At 74.4% G+C, this 16,360-nt stretch carries 13 protein-coding genes; 8 read left to right on the top strand and 5 right to left on the bottom strand.

The genetic code is table 11. From position 1 onward, the window contains the following. The first annotated feature begins 12 nt into the window (after nt 1–12). Entirely contained in the window at nt 13–1,380 is a 1,368-nt protein-coding gene (locus tag GFH48_RS19685) for an aminotransferase-like domain-containing protein (protein WP_153289510.1), read from the top strand. On the opposite strand, the gene GFH48_RS19680 is transcribed toward GFH48_RS19685, so the two are convergent. Next, nucleotides 1,295–2,194, bottom strand: coding sequence for a hypothetical protein (locus GFH48_RS19680; RefSeq protein WP_153289509.1), 900 nt, complete (start codon nt 2,192–2,194; stop codon nt 1,295–1,297). The two genes, GFH48_RS19685 and GFH48_RS19680, sit on opposite strands and share 86 nt — an antisense overlap. Before the next feature lie 302 nt (nt 2,195–2,496). Then, entirely contained in the window at nt 2,497–2,952 is a 456-nt protein-coding gene (locus GFH48_RS19675; protein ID WP_153289508.1) for a hypothetical protein, read from the bottom strand. Nucleotides 2,953–3,056: 104 nt separating this feature from the next. On the opposite strand from GFH48_RS19675, the gene GFH48_RS19670 reads away from it, so the two are divergent. From GFH48_RS19670 to GFH48_RS19645, 6 genes are all read left to right on the top strand, one after another. Further along, entirely contained in the window at nt 3,057–3,692 is a 636-nt protein-coding gene (locus GFH48_RS19670) for an NAD(P)-dependent oxidoreductase (protein WP_153289507.1), read from the top strand. Between the two features lie 39 nt (nt 3,693–3,731). After that, the gene (locus GFH48_RS19665; protein ID WP_153289506.1) at nt 3,732–4,931 is read left to right on the top strand and encodes a PP2C family protein-serine/threonine phosphatase; all 1,200 of its coding nucleotides are present in this window, start codon (nt 3,732–3,734) and stop codon (nt 4,929–4,931) included. An 84-nt stretch (nt 4,932–5,015) separates the two neighbouring features. Further along, nucleotides 5,016–6,083, top strand: coding sequence for a hypothetical protein (locus GFH48_RS19660; RefSeq protein ID WP_153289505.1), 1,068 nt, complete (start codon nt 5,016–5,018; stop codon nt 6,081–6,083). A 301-nt stretch (nt 6,084–6,384) separates the two neighbouring features. After that, nucleotides 6,385–6,750, top strand: a complete 366-nt coding sequence (locus tag GFH48_RS19655) for a hypothetical protein (RefSeq protein ID WP_228120734.1) — start codon at nt 6,385–6,387, stop codon at nt 6,748–6,750. Nucleotides 6,751–6,754: 4 nt separating this feature from the next. After that, a complete protein-coding gene (locus GFH48_RS19650; protein WP_153289504.1) occupies nt 6,755–9,640 on the top strand; it encodes a substrate-binding domain-containing protein in 2,886 nt (961 codons plus the stop codon). A 47-nt stretch (nt 9,641–9,687) separates the two neighbouring features. Next, on the top strand, nt 9,688–11,109 hold the full coding sequence (locus GFH48_RS19645; protein ID WP_153293011.1) for an extracellular solute-binding protein: 1,422 nt from the start codon (nt 9,688–9,690) through the stop codon (nt 11,107–11,109). Here GFH48_RS19645 and GFH48_RS19640 read toward each other — a convergent pair. Further along, on the bottom strand, nt 11,084–12,337 hold the full coding sequence (locus GFH48_RS19640; RefSeq protein WP_153289503.1) for an amidohydrolase: 1,254 nt from the start codon (nt 12,335–12,337) through the stop codon (nt 11,084–11,086). The genes GFH48_RS19645 and GFH48_RS19640 overlap by 26 nt on opposite strands. Nucleotides 12,338–12,660: 323 nt before the next feature. Further along, complete coding sequence (locus GFH48_RS19635) at nt 12,661–12,843, bottom strand: hypothetical protein (RefSeq protein WP_153289502.1); 183 nt, start codon at nt 12,841–12,843, stop codon at nt 12,661–12,663. 151 nt (nt 12,844–12,994) lie between these two features. Here GFH48_RS19635 and GFH48_RS19630 point away from each other — a divergent pair, with 151 nt between their 5' ends. Further along, nucleotides 12,995–14,338, top strand: coding sequence for a helix-turn-helix domain-containing protein (locus GFH48_RS19630; RefSeq protein ID WP_153289501.1), 1,344 nt, complete (start codon nt 12,995–12,997; stop codon nt 14,336–14,338). Between the two features lie 163 nt (nt 14,339–14,501). On the opposite strand, the gene GFH48_RS19625 is transcribed toward GFH48_RS19630, so the two are convergent. Next, the gene (locus GFH48_RS19625) at nt 14,502–16,337 is read right to left on the bottom strand and encodes an alkyl/aryl-sulfatase (RefSeq protein WP_153289500.1); all 1,836 of its coding nucleotides are present in this window, start codon (nt 16,335–16,337) and stop codon (nt 14,502–14,504) included. Nucleotides 16,338–16,360 lie beyond the last annotated feature (23 nt).

Raw genomic sequence — 16,360 nt, 5'->3', positions numbered from 1 at the left:
AGGAGGTATCTCATGGAGGACTACCGGCGCATCGCCGACCGGCTCGCCGACGACATCACCGCCGGGCGGCTCGGGCCGGGCGAACGACTGCTCCCGCAGCGGGTGTTCGCCCGGCGGCGCGGTATCGCCGGGTCGACCGCCGGGCGGGTCTACGCCGAACTGGTGCGCCGCGGGCTGGTGGTGGGCGAAGTCGGCCGCGGCACGTTCGTCCGGGCCGCCCCGGCCCCCTCGGGCCGCTCCCTCGCCGAACCTCCCCCCGAACTCGGCGTCCCGTCCGCACAGTTCGGCAATCAGTCCGCCGCACCCGTCAATCTGGAGCTCAACTACCCCGTCGTACCGGGCCAGTCGGAACTGCTCGCCCCCGCGCTCACCCCGCTGCTGCGCCCGGACCTGCTCACGGACTCCCTGCGCACGGCGCCCGCCACCGGCACGCCCGCCGCCCGCGAGGCCGCCGCCGCCCTGCTCGCCACCCCGGGCTGGCGGCCCGCCCCGGACCGGCTGGCCTTCGCCGGCAACGCGCGCCAGGCCGTGGCCGCCGCGCTCGCCTCCCTCGTCCGGCCGGGCGGCCGCGTCGGCGTCGAGTCGCTGACGTATCCCCTGGTCAAGGAGATCGCGACCCGGCTGGGCATCACACTGGTCCCGCTCGCCACCGACGACGAGGGCCTGCGGCCGGAGGCGGTCACGGCGGCCCACCGCTCGGCACCGCTGTCCGCCCTGTACGTCCAGCCGACGCTGCACAACCCGACGTCGGCGACCGCGGGTGACGCCCGCCGCCGGGAACTCGCCGCCGTCGCCAGGGACGCGGACCTCCCCGTCGTCGAGGACCGGATCTGGTCCTTCCTCCAGGACGGGCGGCGGGTCCCGGACCCCCTGGCCGCGTACGCCCCCGAGCGCACCCACGTGGTCGACGGCCTCTCCAAGCGCGTCGCGCCCGGACTGACGGTGGGCATCCTCGTGGTCCCGCCGGAGCGGGTCGAGGCCGTCGCGGCGGCCCTGCGTTCCGGAGCGTGGACGGCGGGACGCTTCGCCCTGGAGGCCGCGGTCCGCTGGATCACCGACGGGACGGTGGAGCGGCTGGTCACCGCCAAGCGCGCGGACGCGGCGGCCCGCCAGCGGCTCGTCGCCCGGCACCTCGCCGGGTTCTCCGTACGGGCCGACCCGCGGTCCTACTTCGCCTGGTGGGAGCTGCCCCCGCCCTGGCGGGCCGACACCTTCACGGCGGCGGCCGCGGCGCACGGGATCGCGATCACGCCGGGCGCGGCGTTCGCGGCCGGCGCCGGCGCTCCGGACGCCGTCAGGCTCGGACTCGCGTCGGCTGGTCCGCCTGAGCTTGCGCGGGCGCTGCGGACGCTCGCCGGCGTCGCCCGTACGCGGCCGTGAGCAGCGCGGCCGACGCGACCGTGACACCGAGGGCGAGCAGCAGCCAGGAGACCAGACGGAGGGTGCCGGTGAGGGCGTCGTAGACCGCGCCCGCCGCGCTGGGCGACACGTCGGCCGGCAGGTCGTCGAGCGTGAGCCGGCGGCCGACGGCGATCGCGACACCGAGCAGCGCGGCGCCCAGCGCCGTGCCGAGCCCGGTGGCCAGCACCGCCCGTCTGCGGCACACGGCGACCAGGATGCCCGTCACGGCGAGGACGGCTGCCGCGGCCGGCAGCCAGAAGCCGGCGAATTCAAGCACGTGGAACCCCTTCCGGAGCTGGTTCAGGTCCTCGGACGGCAACACCGTGATCTCGGTGTGCTCGACGGGGATCCGGTTCGCCAACGGCATGTGTTCGAACGTCAGTTGGCTCTTGACTCGCTGGGCGACCGGCGCCAGGTCGATGGTCACGGCCTCCTCGCGGTCGCTGTGCAGCGCCCGCATCACGGCGTCGTGCGCGGCCCGGTTCGCCGCCTGCCACGCCGTGCGGAACGCCGGGGTGTGGGTGAACGAACGCACCGCGTCCCGCACGAAGTGGTTGACCGGCTTCTGGAGCGGCGCGCCCACGTGGACCTCGCGCAGGATGCCGTCCGTGACGGCCGAGGCGATCGCCTCCCGCACGTCCGAGTCGGAGGCGAGGGGCGTCATCGTGGCCTCGTACCGCCCGCTGTCGCCGATCCCGTACATCGCCCAGCCCGACAGCGCGCCGAGCGGCGCGAGCAGACAGGCGAGGACGATCAGAACGGCCGACAGGACGCTCCGGGCACGAGGGGACACCCCCTCAGGCAAAGCCCCGGCGGAGCAGAGCGCGAGCGGTGTGACTGCATATGGGCGCATGCGACAAGCCGAACGGGGCCCGGACCGCTCCCCCTGGAAGCCCGGTCGGCACACGGGCTCCGCACGCTCCGGTGGAGGGCTCACCCGAACGGGTGCTTCCTGGAACCCGGAGGAAGCCGGCGTGGCCGTCACGCCCCGTGGCTCCTGGGGCCGGCGTCCCGGGACGTGGGTGAGTGAGGGAGGCGCACGAGACCCCGGCGGCCGCCGGGGTCTCGTGCATCACGTACGACGCGGGCGGGACGTCAGCCCACGGGATGTCCGGCTCCGTCCTCGTGGGTGTAGAAGCGGTAGAAGTTCACCGCGAACACACCGAACGCGACCGCCAGCGACATCATCGTGGACCGCAGCACGCTGTGGTCGGCCTGGCTGTAGATGAAGCCGAACGCGACGCCCGCGAACACGGCCCACAGCACCGCGTGCAGTTCGCGCCTCATCATCGGGGCCACCCTGAGGACGCCGACGCAGACCGCCGCGAACACGATCGCGCTCACGAACCCGAACAGGACGTTCCAGCCGGTGATCGGTCCGCCGCCGCGGTTGATGGACGCCGCCCAGAGCCCGTAGACGAGTCCGCCGAGCACCGGTACCGCCAGCTGCGCGACGGCGTGGGTGCGCGCGTCGAAGACGTCCGAGGGCCGTGGCGTCCGTGCTGTGTGCCGTGCCCCTGACGCCGATGAGGCAGGTGCCGCGTGAGCCATGGGAGCACTCCTCTCTCCTCGCCCCTGCCTACCAGAGCACACCCCGCCCGGACGCCTGGCAAGTCGGGATGCGGGCGCTCCGGCCCCGTGTTTCGCTGACTCCCATGAAGCTCGTACTCTTCGGCGCCACCGGCATGGTCGGCAGCCGGATCGCCACGGAGGCATCGGAGCGAGGTCACCACGTCCTGGCGGTCAGCAGGTCCGGGCAGTCCCCGGTGCCCGGGGTCACGGCCACCGCCGCGGACGCCGCCGACGTGGCGAAGGTGACCGAGCTGGTGGCGGACGCCGACGCGGTCGCCTCGGCGTGCGTGCCGCCGAGGGACGCGACGGACCTCACGGCCCCCTTCCTCGCCCTCAACCGGGCGCTCGTGGAGGGTGTGCGCGCGGCGGGTGTCGCACGGCTCGTGGTCGTCGGCGGCGCGGGCAGCCTGGAGGTCGCGCCCGGACAGGAACTCTGCGAGCAGCCGGGCTTCCCCGAGGCCGTGCTGGCGGAGGCGCGCGCCCACCGCGACGCCCTCACCTACTACCGCACCGTCGACGACCTCGACTGGACCTACGTCTCGCCCGCCGCGGAGATCGGCCCCGGCCGGCGCACCGGCCGGTTCCGGACGGGCGGCGACCGGATGCTCACCGACGACCACGGCAACAGCCGGATCAGCGCCGAGGACTACGCGGTCGCCTTCGTCGACGAGCTGGAGACGCCCACCCACCCGCGTGCCCGGATGTCGGTGGCGTACTGACATCCGTCACACGCCGACAAGGACAGGCGGTGAGGCGAGGTGGGTGACTGGCAACCCGTGTTCGGCCCGCTGTCGCCCCCGGCCCGGCGGGACGACGCCGTCCAGCGGCAGAAACTCCTGAGACTGCGCGGCCGCAGCGTCGCGTGGGTGCCGCCCGCGCTGCTGCTCGGCGGTATCGCGGCGGCCGACTGGAACACCTCGGGCGAGTTCCGGATGATCTCCTGGATCGTGCTCGTACCGGGCATCGCCGCGGCGATCTGCGGAGTATGGGGCACGGCGGTCTTCGCGTGCCTCTCGATCCTCACCTACTTCGTGATCGACAGGTCCTGGTCGTACCAGTACCGCAACGGACTGCCCGACCTCATCCTCGTCGCCCTGGGCAGCCTCCTCGCGATCCTGGCCTGCGTCGTCCGGGTCCGCAGCGAGCGGCGCATGCTCCACATGCTGGACGTCGCCGAGACGACCCGGCGCACCGTGCTGCGCCCGATGCCGGCCGCCTGGGGAGGCCTCGACCACGCGGCCGTGTACCTCTCCGCGGACAGCGAGGCCCGGGTCGGCGGCGACTTCTACGACATCCAGCCGGGCCCCCGCGGCACCCGGCTGCTGCTCGGCGACGTCCAGGGCAAGGGACTCGGGGCGGTGGAGGCGGCGGCCGCGCTGCTCGGCACGTTCCGGGAGGCGGGGTTCTACGAGCCCGCCCTCGACACGGTCGCCGACCGGCTGGAGGTGCGCATGCTCCGGCACGTGGGCTACCGGGCGGCGCTCGGCAGCGACGACCGCGACCGTTTCGCCACCGGCATCCTCGTCGGCTTCCCCCAGGACGACCGGGACACCGTCGAGTTCGTCAACTTCGGCCACGAACCCCCGCTGGTCGTCGCCCCCGACGGCGTACGCGACCTGCCGCCGGGCCACGGTCTGCCGCTGGGCCTGGCCGCCCTGACCGCCGACCGGCCCCTCGTCCTGACGGCCGTGCTGGCACCCGGCGAAACCCTGCTCCTGGTCACGGACGGCGTGACCGAGGCCCGTGACGCGAACGGTGTGTTCTTCCCGCTCCGCGAACGCGTCGCCGGCGCCCTCTGCGCGGACCCGGCCACCGCCGAACCGGAACGCCTCGTCGAACTCGTCCGCGACGGCACGCTGCGGCACTGCGGGGGACACCTCTCCGACGACACGACGATCTTCGCGGTACGGCGGCGGCCGGGCGAGGCCACCATGGGCAGCGGCAGAAGCCAGCCATAGGAGGGCGTTTGCCCGGCTGTCTTCCTCCCTTTGCAGGCGCAGCGGTTACGGTGCTGGCGTACGTGATCGATGGGGGAGGGAACCATGCCCGGAACCGTGCTGCTCCTCGCGGCCTCGCCAGTGGGCCGGGGGTGTCTGGTGGACGCGGCGTCCGTGCTCCCCGTGCTCGCGGCCGTCTCCCCCGCGGTGCTGTCCGGCACGGACACGGCGAACGTGGTCGAACTGGCCGACCCACTGGAGCCGCAGGCCGTCCTGACCCGGCTGCGGGCCGCGGCGACGGCCCCCGGCCCGCTGACGCTGTTCGTGACCGGCCAGCTCCAACTGGACCGCCGCCAGCGCCTGCCCCACCTCGCGCTGGCCCGCACCACCCCGGCGACCGTCCGCTACACGGCCTTCCCCTGGCACTGGATCACCGAGGAACTCCGGCTGCGCCCGCCGGGCACCACCACGCTCCTGGTCGACCTGCACGCCGACGCGGAGAGCTGGGCGTACCTCGCCGGCGGCACCCTGGCCGTGGGGACGGGGGTGGGCCTGTACGGCAGGGTCGCCCCGCCGCCGCCCCGGCGCACGGTGGCGTCCCCGGCGTACATGAAGGCCGTCGCCACCATCCTGCGCAGCGGCCACCGGCCCGCACCGCGGACGCTGCACGAGCAGGCGCTGGCCCGCACGGACGGTGAGGGCGGGCGGCCGGGGATCGTGCTGGCCGTGGACCCGCGGCTGCCCGCGGCGCCGGACCCGCACGCCGCGATCACCGCCGCAGCGCAGGCGGGCCGGCACGACGAGGCCGCGGCGCTGGCCGGACGCCGGGAACAGGAGGCGGTCCGCGCCTGGGGCGCCGCGTCCGAGCAGGCCCTGCACTGGGCGGAGGTCCGCGCCGACCTGGCGATGCTCGCGGGTGACGCGGCCGGCAGCTGCCGGGTCTGGCTGGCGGTGGCGACCGCCCGCCTGGACGCGGGACAGCCCGCCGACGCCCCGTCCGTGGAGTCGGCCGTGGACCGGGCCCACCACCAGTGGGGCCGTGTCGAGGACCCGCCGCGCGCCCGTGAACTGGGGCTCGCGCTGGCCGGGTTGCGGCTGCGCGTGCCGGGACGCCGGCAGGGCGCCCTGGACCATGTGCGGGGCCGGCTCGGCCTGTTGGAGGCACAGGTGTGACAGCCCGCCCCGGCTCTCACGACGCACGTGCCGCCGGTGCCGCCCGCCCCGGCCCTCTCGACGCCCATGCGGCCCGTGCCGGCCGTGTCGCCCGCGACGCCCATGCCGCCTGTGATGCCCGCGCCGTCCGGGCGTCCCGGTCCTGCGCACGTCCCCCGAGACGCGGTCGACGAGTGGGCGAAGACCCGGGCGTGCCGGCGGCGACGGGGAGCACCCGCTCCCCGCGTGTGCGGTGCCCGTGCCGTGCCGCCCCGGTCGAGAGCCTCCCCGGACGCGTGCTCCGGTGCCATGATGGTGAGTCATGACTGCTGAGGGGGAGGGCGTGGCGGCCCGGGCCGTCCGAGTGCGTCTGGACGGGACGGCGAGCGAGAGCGACGTCGGCGCGCTGAAGAAGTGGCTGGAGCGCGAGAAGCCGCTGGAGGAGCTGGTCAGGAGGGGCGACCTCAGGATCGAGGAGCGCGCGGGGACCGACGCGCGGGGCACGCCGATGGGCGTCGGCATGGACATCGTGCTGGTGCTGATCGGCGCGGGCGCCGAGATCCTCTTCAAGGAGCTGCTCGCCCAGGTGAAGGGCGCCGTGCGGGCCTGGCGGGACAACCGAGGCTCCGTGGAGAACGGCGATCCGCCCGAGGCCCGCGTCGATTCCGTGGACCCCGACGAGAGGTAGTCGGGTGGACCGCTTCGACCCGCGCGGACGAGTGAACCGGGCTCTGCTGGTCGGGGTGTCCGCGTACGAGTTCACGCGGCCGGAGCACCGCGACGGCGTCCCGAGCCCGCTGCCCGCCGTCGTGCACGACCTCACGCTGCTCGCCCGCGCGCTGGAGCGGGGCGGCGTCGTCGCGCCTCACGAGATCACCGTGGAGGACTCCCCGGTGCTGGGGGAGTTCCGCAAGGCGCTGCGCACCGCCGTCGACGCCGCCGAGGGGCTGCTCCTGGTCTACTTCGCCGGACACGCCGCCGTGCCCAGCGCCGGCGACGAGCTGTGGCTGCAGATGCGGGACGCGGAGGTCGTCCGGGGCGGGACGGCCGGGTTCGAGGGGGCCGCCCCGTTCACCAACGTGCTGAGGATCCTCGCCAACAGCGACGCGGAGCGGATCGTGGTCGTCCTCGACTGCTGCAACGCGGGCAACGCGGCCCGCGTGTGGGAGGCGGTGGAGAGACCCGACATCAGACGGCGCGTCTCCGTGCTCATGGGCGTGCAGGCCAACCACCGCGTCGACGCGGGCGACGGCGACACCCCCACGCCGTTCACGGCCCGGCTGGTGCACCTGCTGACGGACGGCGTCGAGGGACAGGGCGACGAGATCCACTTCCTGGCCCTCTCGGAGGCGCTCAGGGTGTACATGTCCGCCCACCACCGCACCGAGCGCGGGGAGCCCTGGGAACCGCAGAGCCGTACGGAGAACCCGGCGGTGGACGTGCTGCTGGCGGTCCGGCCGGGGGCCACCGCGTCCGGCGGGGAGACCGGCGCCGGGGCGGTCCGGACGGTCGGCTCCGGCGCCGTCGGGACGCCGGGATCGACCGGATCGACCGGATCCACTGGTTCCGCAGGATCCGCCGGACTCGTCGGGTCCGGTGGGGCGGTCGCGCACCCGGCCCGTCACGGGCCGGGTGCGCCGGCCCGGCTCCGGATCCGCGGCGCCCTCGCCGCGACAGCCGGCGCCGTCCGGGCCGCGCGGACCCGCGTCCGTGCGCCTCGCGTCCGGTACCGGCCCACGGGACCGGGCGACCCCCGGCCGCCCGGCCGGACCCCACGCCCGCGCGGACCGTGGCGCTCGCCGCGCCGTTGGCCCCGCCGTACCACCGCCGCCGTCACCGGCCTGGCTGTCGCCGTCCTCGGTCTCACGGGCTATCTGGTCCTCGGTCACGGCGGGTCCGGCGCAGCGGCCTGCGCGCCGCCCCTGGAACTGCGCCTGCTCACCGATCCCGACCTGGAGTCCACCGTCCGCAAGGCGGCCGACACCTACCTCACCTCCCGGGCGAACACCACGCACGACGGCTGCCGGCGCAGCGGGATCACGGTGTACGGCGCCGGTTCGGCGGACGTGGTGGCGGGACTGCGCGACCAGTCGGACCCCTGGCAGCGGCCGGTCGGCGACGACGTCGACCCGCAGCGCGACATCGGGCCCCAGCCCGACATCTGGATACCGGCGACGGCGGCGACGGCGGCCCGGGCACGCCCCGCCGGCCTCCAGCGCAGCTATGTGTGGCTGGAGCCGGACGCGGCCCCCTTCGCGTACTCCCCGGTGGTGCTGTCCGTGCCGCAGGAGATCGCCGAGGCCTCGGTCGCCGACCGTACCGGCGACTCGCTCACCGGCCTGCGCCAGAAGCTGACACGGCGGGACGGGAGCGCCGAGGTACGGCGCCCGGACCCGGCGTACACGGACTCCGCGCTGCTGGCGACGATCGGCCTGTACGGCACCGGGACGTCCGACGTGAGCCGGGCCGAGAAGAGCGTGGACCAGACCGGTCCGGTCTCTCCCACCGCCGGTGACCTGCTCTGCACACTGCCCGGCAACGCGGACACCGACCGGGGTACGGCGGCCCTGGTACCGGAGTTCCTGATGGTGAGCGGTGTCGGCTGCGCCGGGACGACGCGCACGCTGCGGATGGCCGAGTACCCCGACGACGTGCCGGCCCTCGCCCCGCTCTTCGTGCGGGTCCGCTGGATGGGCGGCGACGCCGACCGCGCGGCGCGGGACGAGGCGGTCCGGTCGTTCCACGAGTGGCTCACGGACACGGACACGGACACGGACACGGGCGGCGGGAGCGGCGGGGACCGGCACGGCACCGGCGGCGGGCCGGGCGGAGGGCTCGCGGTCTTCGCGAAGGAGGGCTTCCGCTCGCCGTCCGGGGCCCACGCCCTGCTCTCCTCGCGGGTCGCAGGCTCCGGGCTGATCGCCGATCCCGGCCCGTCCCCCGGGGCGGCGGGCGCCGACGCGATGGAGACGGCCCTGAAGCGGTACCGCAACGCCAACGGGCCGGGCCGGGTGCTGTTCCTGCTGGACAGCTCCGGCTCCATGGCCGACCTGTGGCAGGGACCGGGCGGCGCTCCCGGCATCCTGAAACAGTCGCTCGCCGGGCTCGGCGGCCGGGACGAGTACGGGATCTGGTCCGTCGCCTCGCCGGGCGGCCGCCCCTACACCGAGATCCTGGCGTTCGGCCCGCACCGGCGGCAGGACGCCGAGCGCGCCGTCGACCGCGGAGCCGTCGTGCGGGACGCGGAGGCCGATCCGTACGCCGCGCTCGGGGCCGCGCTGGACACCATGGCCCGCAAGGGCAGGGACGACAACCGTCCCGAGCTGATCGTCTACCTCACGGACGACGAGGACAACAACCGTCTGACCGCGCACGATCACCTCGGTGAACTGCTCGGGCCGCTCCACGACCAGGGCGTTCCGGTGGTCATGGCGGCCCTGGAGAGCGGCGGTTGTGCCAAGGGCGGTCCCGACCTGCGGATGTCCGAGGCGAGCGGCGGTCGCTGTCTGGACACCACGGGCGACCTCGTCGCGGAACTGCGGAACGAGGTCGCGCGCACGGGAACGGGGGACGAGTGACGAAGGGGCGGGTGCACACGCGCGCGGCGGGCACGGCGGGGCGGCGGATGTACGGGTGCGGGCTGGCCCTGGCGCTCCTGCTGACCGCCGCCTGCACCGGTGGCGGTCCCACGCCGTCCGGTGTGCCCGTCTCCCCCGCCGGCCCCGGGGACATCATCGTGGCCAGCGGGCGGGACGTGACCGGCAAGGGCGGCATCCGGCAGCAGTTGATAGACGCGTGGAACGCCCGGCAGGACAAGAAGCACACCGGTGTCCACGCCCGTCTGGTCGAACTCCCCGGCTCCGCCGACGAACAGCGCAGCCAGCTCCTCGGCGCGCTGCAGTCCGGCGGGGCGCAGTACGACGTCGTCAACCTCGACGTGACCTGGGTGCCGGAGTTCGCGGCGGCGCACCTGATCAGCCGGCTGCCGGACCGCCTGGTCGGCGGCGACGTCATCAAGTCGGTCGCGAGCACCGCGCGTTGGGACGGACAGGTCTACGCCGTGCCGTTCAACAGCGATGTCGGGCTCCTCTACTACCGCCGCGACTATCTGGAGCAGGCGCACATCCGGGACACCGACCTGAGCCGGGGCGTCAGCTGGCAGCGGCTGCGGGACCTGACCGACACCATCGAGGCGCCGGGCGCGCGGCGGCCGGGCGACTACGAGAAGGGCTGGACGACACAGCTCGGCCCCTACGAGGGCCGCACGGTCAACGCCGTCGAGGCGTTCCTGTCGGCCGACGGCGGTGCCGCCCTCACCGACGACCGGGGCCGCTACACCGCGACCGTGCCGGAACTGACCGCGGGGGTGGCACAACTGCGCGCCCGTGCCCAGGCCGCGTACACGCTCGGCGACGCGGTCCGCTCCGACGAGACCGAGTCGCTCACCGACTTCGCCGACGGCCGTACGGCGTTCCTGCGCCACTGGCCGTACGCGTACCGCACCCTGCACCAGTCGCTCGGCGACGCGCAGGTCGGGGTGGCCCCGCTGCCGGGCCGGGCGGTGCTGGGCGGCCAGAACCTCGCGGTGACCACCCGGTCGCCGGGGCGTGCCGCCGAGGCGAAGGACCTGATCGGCTTCCTGACCAGCGCGGAGAGCGAACGCTGTCTGCTCGACGCGGGGTTCGCGGCCACCCGGGAATCCGCCTACCTGGACGACGGGGTGACCTGCGGTACGGCCAGGCCCCCCGGCGCCTCCCCCTCCTCCCCCGCTGACTCCGCTTCCCCGGGGGCTCCGCCGGCGTCACCGCCCGCGGAGAGCGCCGACCGCATGCCGCGTGACGACCACGGCCGCCCCCGGTACGCCCGTACCATCCTGCTGCCCGCGCTGCGGCGCGCCGTGCAGCGCCCCCGCACCCCGTTCTACGGGGCCTTCACCCAGACCTTCGCCACCGAACTGGGCCGCCTCTTCGGCGAGCACCCGCCGGGCGACGCGGAGCTGGCCGCCGCACTGGACACGGCGCTCAGGCGGATCCTTCCGGACCGGTGAGGCAGGCGAGCGCCCCCGACACCAGCGTCCGCACGCCCGGCGCGAGGGTGCGCGGGTCGGGCGCGAAGCGCGGGCTGTGGTTGCTGGGCACGGCCGCGAACTTCTCCATGAGGTCGTCGCCCGGAGCGGCGTCCCAGACCTCGGCCGGGGTGCTGGTCACGAACCAGTAGGAGTACGGGATGCCTCCCTCCGCGAGCCTCGGGAAGTCCTCGCTGCCCATCGCCGGACCCGGGTCGAGGATCGTCCCGGTGCCGAAGACCTCGCCGTGCACCGTGGCGATCCGCCGGTCGGTGTCCGGGTCGTTGACGGTCACGGGGAAGCTGTTGCCCACCGTGATGTCGGGCTCGCGCGGGCAGCCGGCCGCCAGGCACTCGCCGGCCGCGATCCGCCGGATCGCCGTGATCATGCGTTCGCGTACCTCGTCGGACTGGGTCCGGAGGTTGAGGGCGATCCGGGCCTCGGAGGGGATGATGTTGTGGCGGGTGCCGGCCTCGATCCGTCCCACCGTCAGGACGGCCTGTTCACGCGCCGCGATCTCCCGGCTGACGACGGTCTGCAACCGGGTGACCAGGTACGCGGCGGTGACGACCGGGTCGACGGTCGACTCCGGGCGCGAGCCGTGTCCGCCCCGCCCGTGCACGACGATGTCCACGTCGGTCGAGGCGGACATGATGAGACCGGGCCGGTGCGCGTAGAGCCCCGTGGGACCGGGCGCCGCGTGCTGGGCGAGCAGCACGTCCGGCGGCGGGAACCGCTCGTAGACGTGGTCCTCGATCATCGCCGCCGCGCCCTCGCCGGTCTCCTCGGCGGGCTGTCCGAGGACCAGCAGCGTGCCCGACCAGGTGTCGCGCCCGGCGGAGAGCGCCTGCGCCGCGCCCGCCAGCCAGGTGACGTGCAGATCGTGCCCGCACGCGTGCATCACGCCGGGCGTCCTGGACGCGTACGGCAGCCCGGTCTCCTCCTGGACCGGCAGGGCGTCCATGTCGGCGCGGAGCAGGACGGTGGGTCCCGGTCCGTTCCGCAGGATCCCGACGACCCCGGTGCCGCCGATGCCGGTGACCGTGTCGTACCCGGCCGCGCGGAAACGGTCGGCGAGGGCGGCGGCCGTGCGGTGCTCCCGCATCGACAGTTCCGGGTGCCGGTGCAGGTCCTGGTAGAAGTCCTCCAGGGCGGGGACCGGGAGGTCGGCGGTGAGATCCAGCGCGGTACGTGCGGCAGGGGAGTTCACCGGGTCAGGGTAGAGGCCGCCGGCGGAACGGGGGGAGTTCCGCCGGCGGCCGTTCGCGCCGTCCGCCGCGGGGGAGGACGCGGTGTCCGGACGGTCGGGTCCCGCGGGGGCGTCGGCGAAGGCCGCCGTCGACGACCGGAGGCCGTGTGCGGCCCGTCCGTCCACACCTGTGGACAACGGGAACTGCGGGAGCTGCGGGAACTACGTGAGCCAGGAGGACGACGAGAACAGCCGGGGTCCGGTGAGGGGCGGGTGCGGAGGCCGGCGGACCGGCGGGTCCCCTCGGCCGGCGGCGGGCCGCCGGCCCACGGCCACCGCGGGCATTACGGTCGCGAGGAGACGTCGCCGTACGCCGTCTCCGTGTGTGCGGTGCCCTGCTGGTGGAGGGCCGGGGAGGGATCGGCCGCCCTGGCCGGACCCGCGTTCGCCGCCAGGACCAGCGCGGCCACGGCGATGAGCGCCGCACCGAGCACTCTGGAGTAGCGCGCGGAAATACGTCGGAGCACGGCGACCTCGCAACAACAGCGGCGTATTAAGCAGGCTTAACCCGTCGCTTAACGTAGGGGCTCGGAGCACCAAAGAGCAAGGGGCGCAAGGGGAGTTGGATATTAGTCAAAGTCGTCTCGGGTTAAGTGGACTTAATGGCATGCTTAATCCATGGCGGAGCGTGACGGCCCGGAGGTCATCGGGCGCAGGGTCCAGCAGCTGCGTACTGAACGCGGGCTGACACAGAAACAATTGGCGGAACCGGCGTACACGCCCGCCTACATCTCGACGCTGGAGGCGGGGAGGGTACGCGCCTCCGAGCCCGCGCTGCGGCACATAGCCGAGCGGCTCGGGGTCGCGTACGAGGAGGTGGCGACGGGCCGGCCGGCCCATCTCGCCACCGATCTGCGGCTGCGGCTCACCGACGCGCAGCGCACACTCGCCACCGGCGAGGCCGAGGTCGCGGCGGAGCAGTACACGGTGCTCCTCGCGGAGGCCGACACCCACGGACTCGTCGCCGAGCAGGCCGCGGCGCTGCTCGGGCTCGGCGAATGCGCCCTGGAGAACGGGAACCTGGAGACCGCCAGGGAACGGTTCGAGGCGTCGGAGCAGCGCCTCGGGGACGCTCCGCTGCCCCAGCGGGTGCCCGCCCTGCGCGGCCGTGCCGTCTCCCACTACCTGGCCGGTGAACTCCGTTACGCCTGCTACCTGTTCGAGTCCACGCTGGACGAGCTGAACCGGACCGGGATGCACGACCCGGACGCGCTCCTGCTTCTCTACACCGGCGTCATCGCGCCCTACATGGACATGGGCGCGCACGCCCGCGCCGCCCAGGCCGCCGAGTTCGCGCTCGCGCTCGCCCCGCAGGTGGGGGACCCCGCGCTCGTCGCCCGGATGCACCGCTCGGTGGCCCGCACGATGATCGCCGAAGGCCGGATCGCGGAGGCCGACGCCTCCCTCGCCAAGGCCGCCGAGCTGTACCGCCAGCTCCAGATCCGCACGGAGCTCGCCAACTGCCACTGGATGCGCGGATACCTGTACGCGCAGAACGGCGAACTGGAGCGCGCGGAAGGCGAGTTGCGCGAGGCGCAGGTCATGCTCTCGGCGAAGCGGGCCGCCCTCTACACCAGCCAGGTCAATGTGGAGCTGGCGGACGTGCTGCACCGGCGCGGCAAGTCGGCGGAGGCGTCCGTCCTCCTCCACGAGGTGCTCGGCCACCTCAGCCCCGAGCGCGGCGCCGTGCACTCGGCGGGCGCGCACCGGCTGCTCGGCATCATCGCCGAGGACGCCCGGGACACCGAGACGGCGGAGGAGCACTACGTCCGGGCGCTGAGCCTGCTGGAGCGGGCCGGCGCGGCGGGCGACCTGGCCGATCTCTGCCGCCTGCTCGGAGACCTCCTGCGCCGCACCGGCCGGGTGGAGGCGGCCCTCGACGCGTACCGCACGGGCCTGGGCCACCGCACGGCTCCCGGCACGACCACCCTGGGCCCGGCCCCCGCGCAGCCACCGCTCTGACCGCCGTCGCGTGTACGGGGGTGCGGGGCCGTCCCCGCGCCCCTCGGCGCCCCCGCACCCCTCGCAGGGCCTCCACGGGGCCGCAGGGCGCCCTCAGGGGGCCGTGGAGCGCTGCCACGGGGTCACGACAGGGAACGGACCGACGAGCCGGCGGACCGATGGGCTACGGGGTCACGACGGGGAACGCCCGGTCCGGTTCGGTGGCGTACGACAGGAGGCGGTCCAGGAGAGCGGGGTCGCCGTCCGTCTCGATGCCCGCGAGGCCCCGGCCCTCCAGCACGGCGCGCAGTTCCGGCCGGGTGAGGGTCAGGGTCAGTCCCGCGTGCGGCTTCGGGACGTGGTGGACCGGCATGCCGCGGTGCGTCAGCGCGCCGTGGTGGAGGTTGACGCGGTGGCGCCGCTGCTCGTCGGTGACGACGAGGTCGAGGGTGAGGTGGTCGTGCCAGGCGCGCGGGCCGTCGACACGGACGGCGAGCGAGTCGAGGAGCATGCTCACGGTGAGCGCGGAGGTGAGTTCGGAACCCGCGGTGTCGATGTCAGTGTCGGCCGTTCCCCGGCGCAGTTCCAGGGCGGCCGTCAGATAGTAGTTGCGCCAGGTGCCGTTCTCGGCGCCGTGCCCGAGCCGCTCGTAGACGCCGGAGAGGGTCTCCCGGGCGGCGCTGTCCGACGGGTCGGCGAAGACCAGGTGGTTGAGGAGGGTGGCGGCGAAACGGAGGTCGCCGTTGTCCGCGTACGCCCGCGCCTTCACCAGGGCCTCCGTCGGGCCGCCCGCCAACTCCACGTACCGGGCCGCCAGTTCGGTGGGCGGATGCTCCCAGAGGTGGGCCGGGTTGCCGTCGTACCAGCCCATGTACCGCTGGTAGACGGCCTTGATGTTGTGGCTGAGGGAGCCGTAGTAGCCGCGCGCGTGCCAGGACCGCTCCAGGGCGGGCGGCAGCCGCAGCTCCTCGGCGATCTCGGGGCCGGTCAGGCCGTTGTTGAGGAGGCGCAGGGTCTGGTCGTGCAGGTAGGCGTACAGGTCCCGCTGCTCGCCCAGGAACCGGACGATGTTCTCGCGCCCCCAGGTCGGCCAGTTGTGGGAGGCGAACGCGACGTCGTACGTGTCGGCGAACAGGTCGACGGTCTCGTCGAGGTAGCGGGCCCAGACGCGCGCGTCGCGGACCGGCGCGCCACGCAGGGTGAGCACGTTGTGCAGGGTGTGACTGGCGTTCTCGGCCACGCACAGCGCGCGCTGGTCGCGCAGCAGGAAGTTCATCTCGGCGGGCGCTTCCGTCCCCGGCGTGAGCTGGAAGACGAACCGCACGCCGTCCACCGTCTCCTCCTGCCCGGTCCGGGTGACGTCCACGTTCGGGGCGATGAGCGTGACGGTGCCGGTGGAGGTGGTGGTGCCGAGGCCGGTGCCGATCTGGTCGCGCGGCCCCGCGGGCAGCCGGGCGCCGTGCATGAACACGGCCCGGCGCAGCATCGCGTTTCCGGCGAAGACGTTCTCGCTGACCGCGTGCTCCAGGAAGCCCGTGGGCGCGAGCACCGGCACCCCGCTGTCGCTGTCGTGCGGCAGCACACCGCGGGCGCCGCCGAAGTGGTCGACGTGCGAGTGGGTGTAGACGAGCCCGGTCACACGGCGCGGTCCGCGGTGCTCGCGGTAGAGGGCGAGGGCGGCGGCGGCGCACTCCGCCGAGATCAGCGGGTCGATCACGACCACACCCTCGCGGCCCTCGACGAGCGTCATGTTCGACAGGTCGAGCCCGCGCACCTGGTACACGCCCTCGGTGACCTCGTACAGCCCCTGCCGCGCGCACAGCCGCGCCTGCCGCCACAGACTCGGGTGCGCGGTCGGCGGACAGTCCTCCGCGAGGAACGCGTAGGCGTCCGCGTCATGGACCACCCGCCCCTCGGCGTCCCGGACCACGCCGGGAACCAGGGCCGCGATGAACCCGCGATCCGCGTTCTCGAAGTCGGTCAGATCCTCGAACGGCAGCTCTTCGCCCGCGGCATCCATGCCCCCACCCTCGACGGACCCCC

It is taken from the genome of Streptomyces fagopyri (assembly GCF_009498275.1).
GTDB classification, from domain to species: domain Bacteria; phylum Actinomycetota; class Actinomycetes; order Streptomycetales; family Streptomycetaceae; genus Streptomyces; species Streptomyces fagopyri.
The sequence above is the reverse complement of the archived record's forward strand: the minus strand, read 5'-3'. Positions and strand labels throughout refer to the sequence as shown.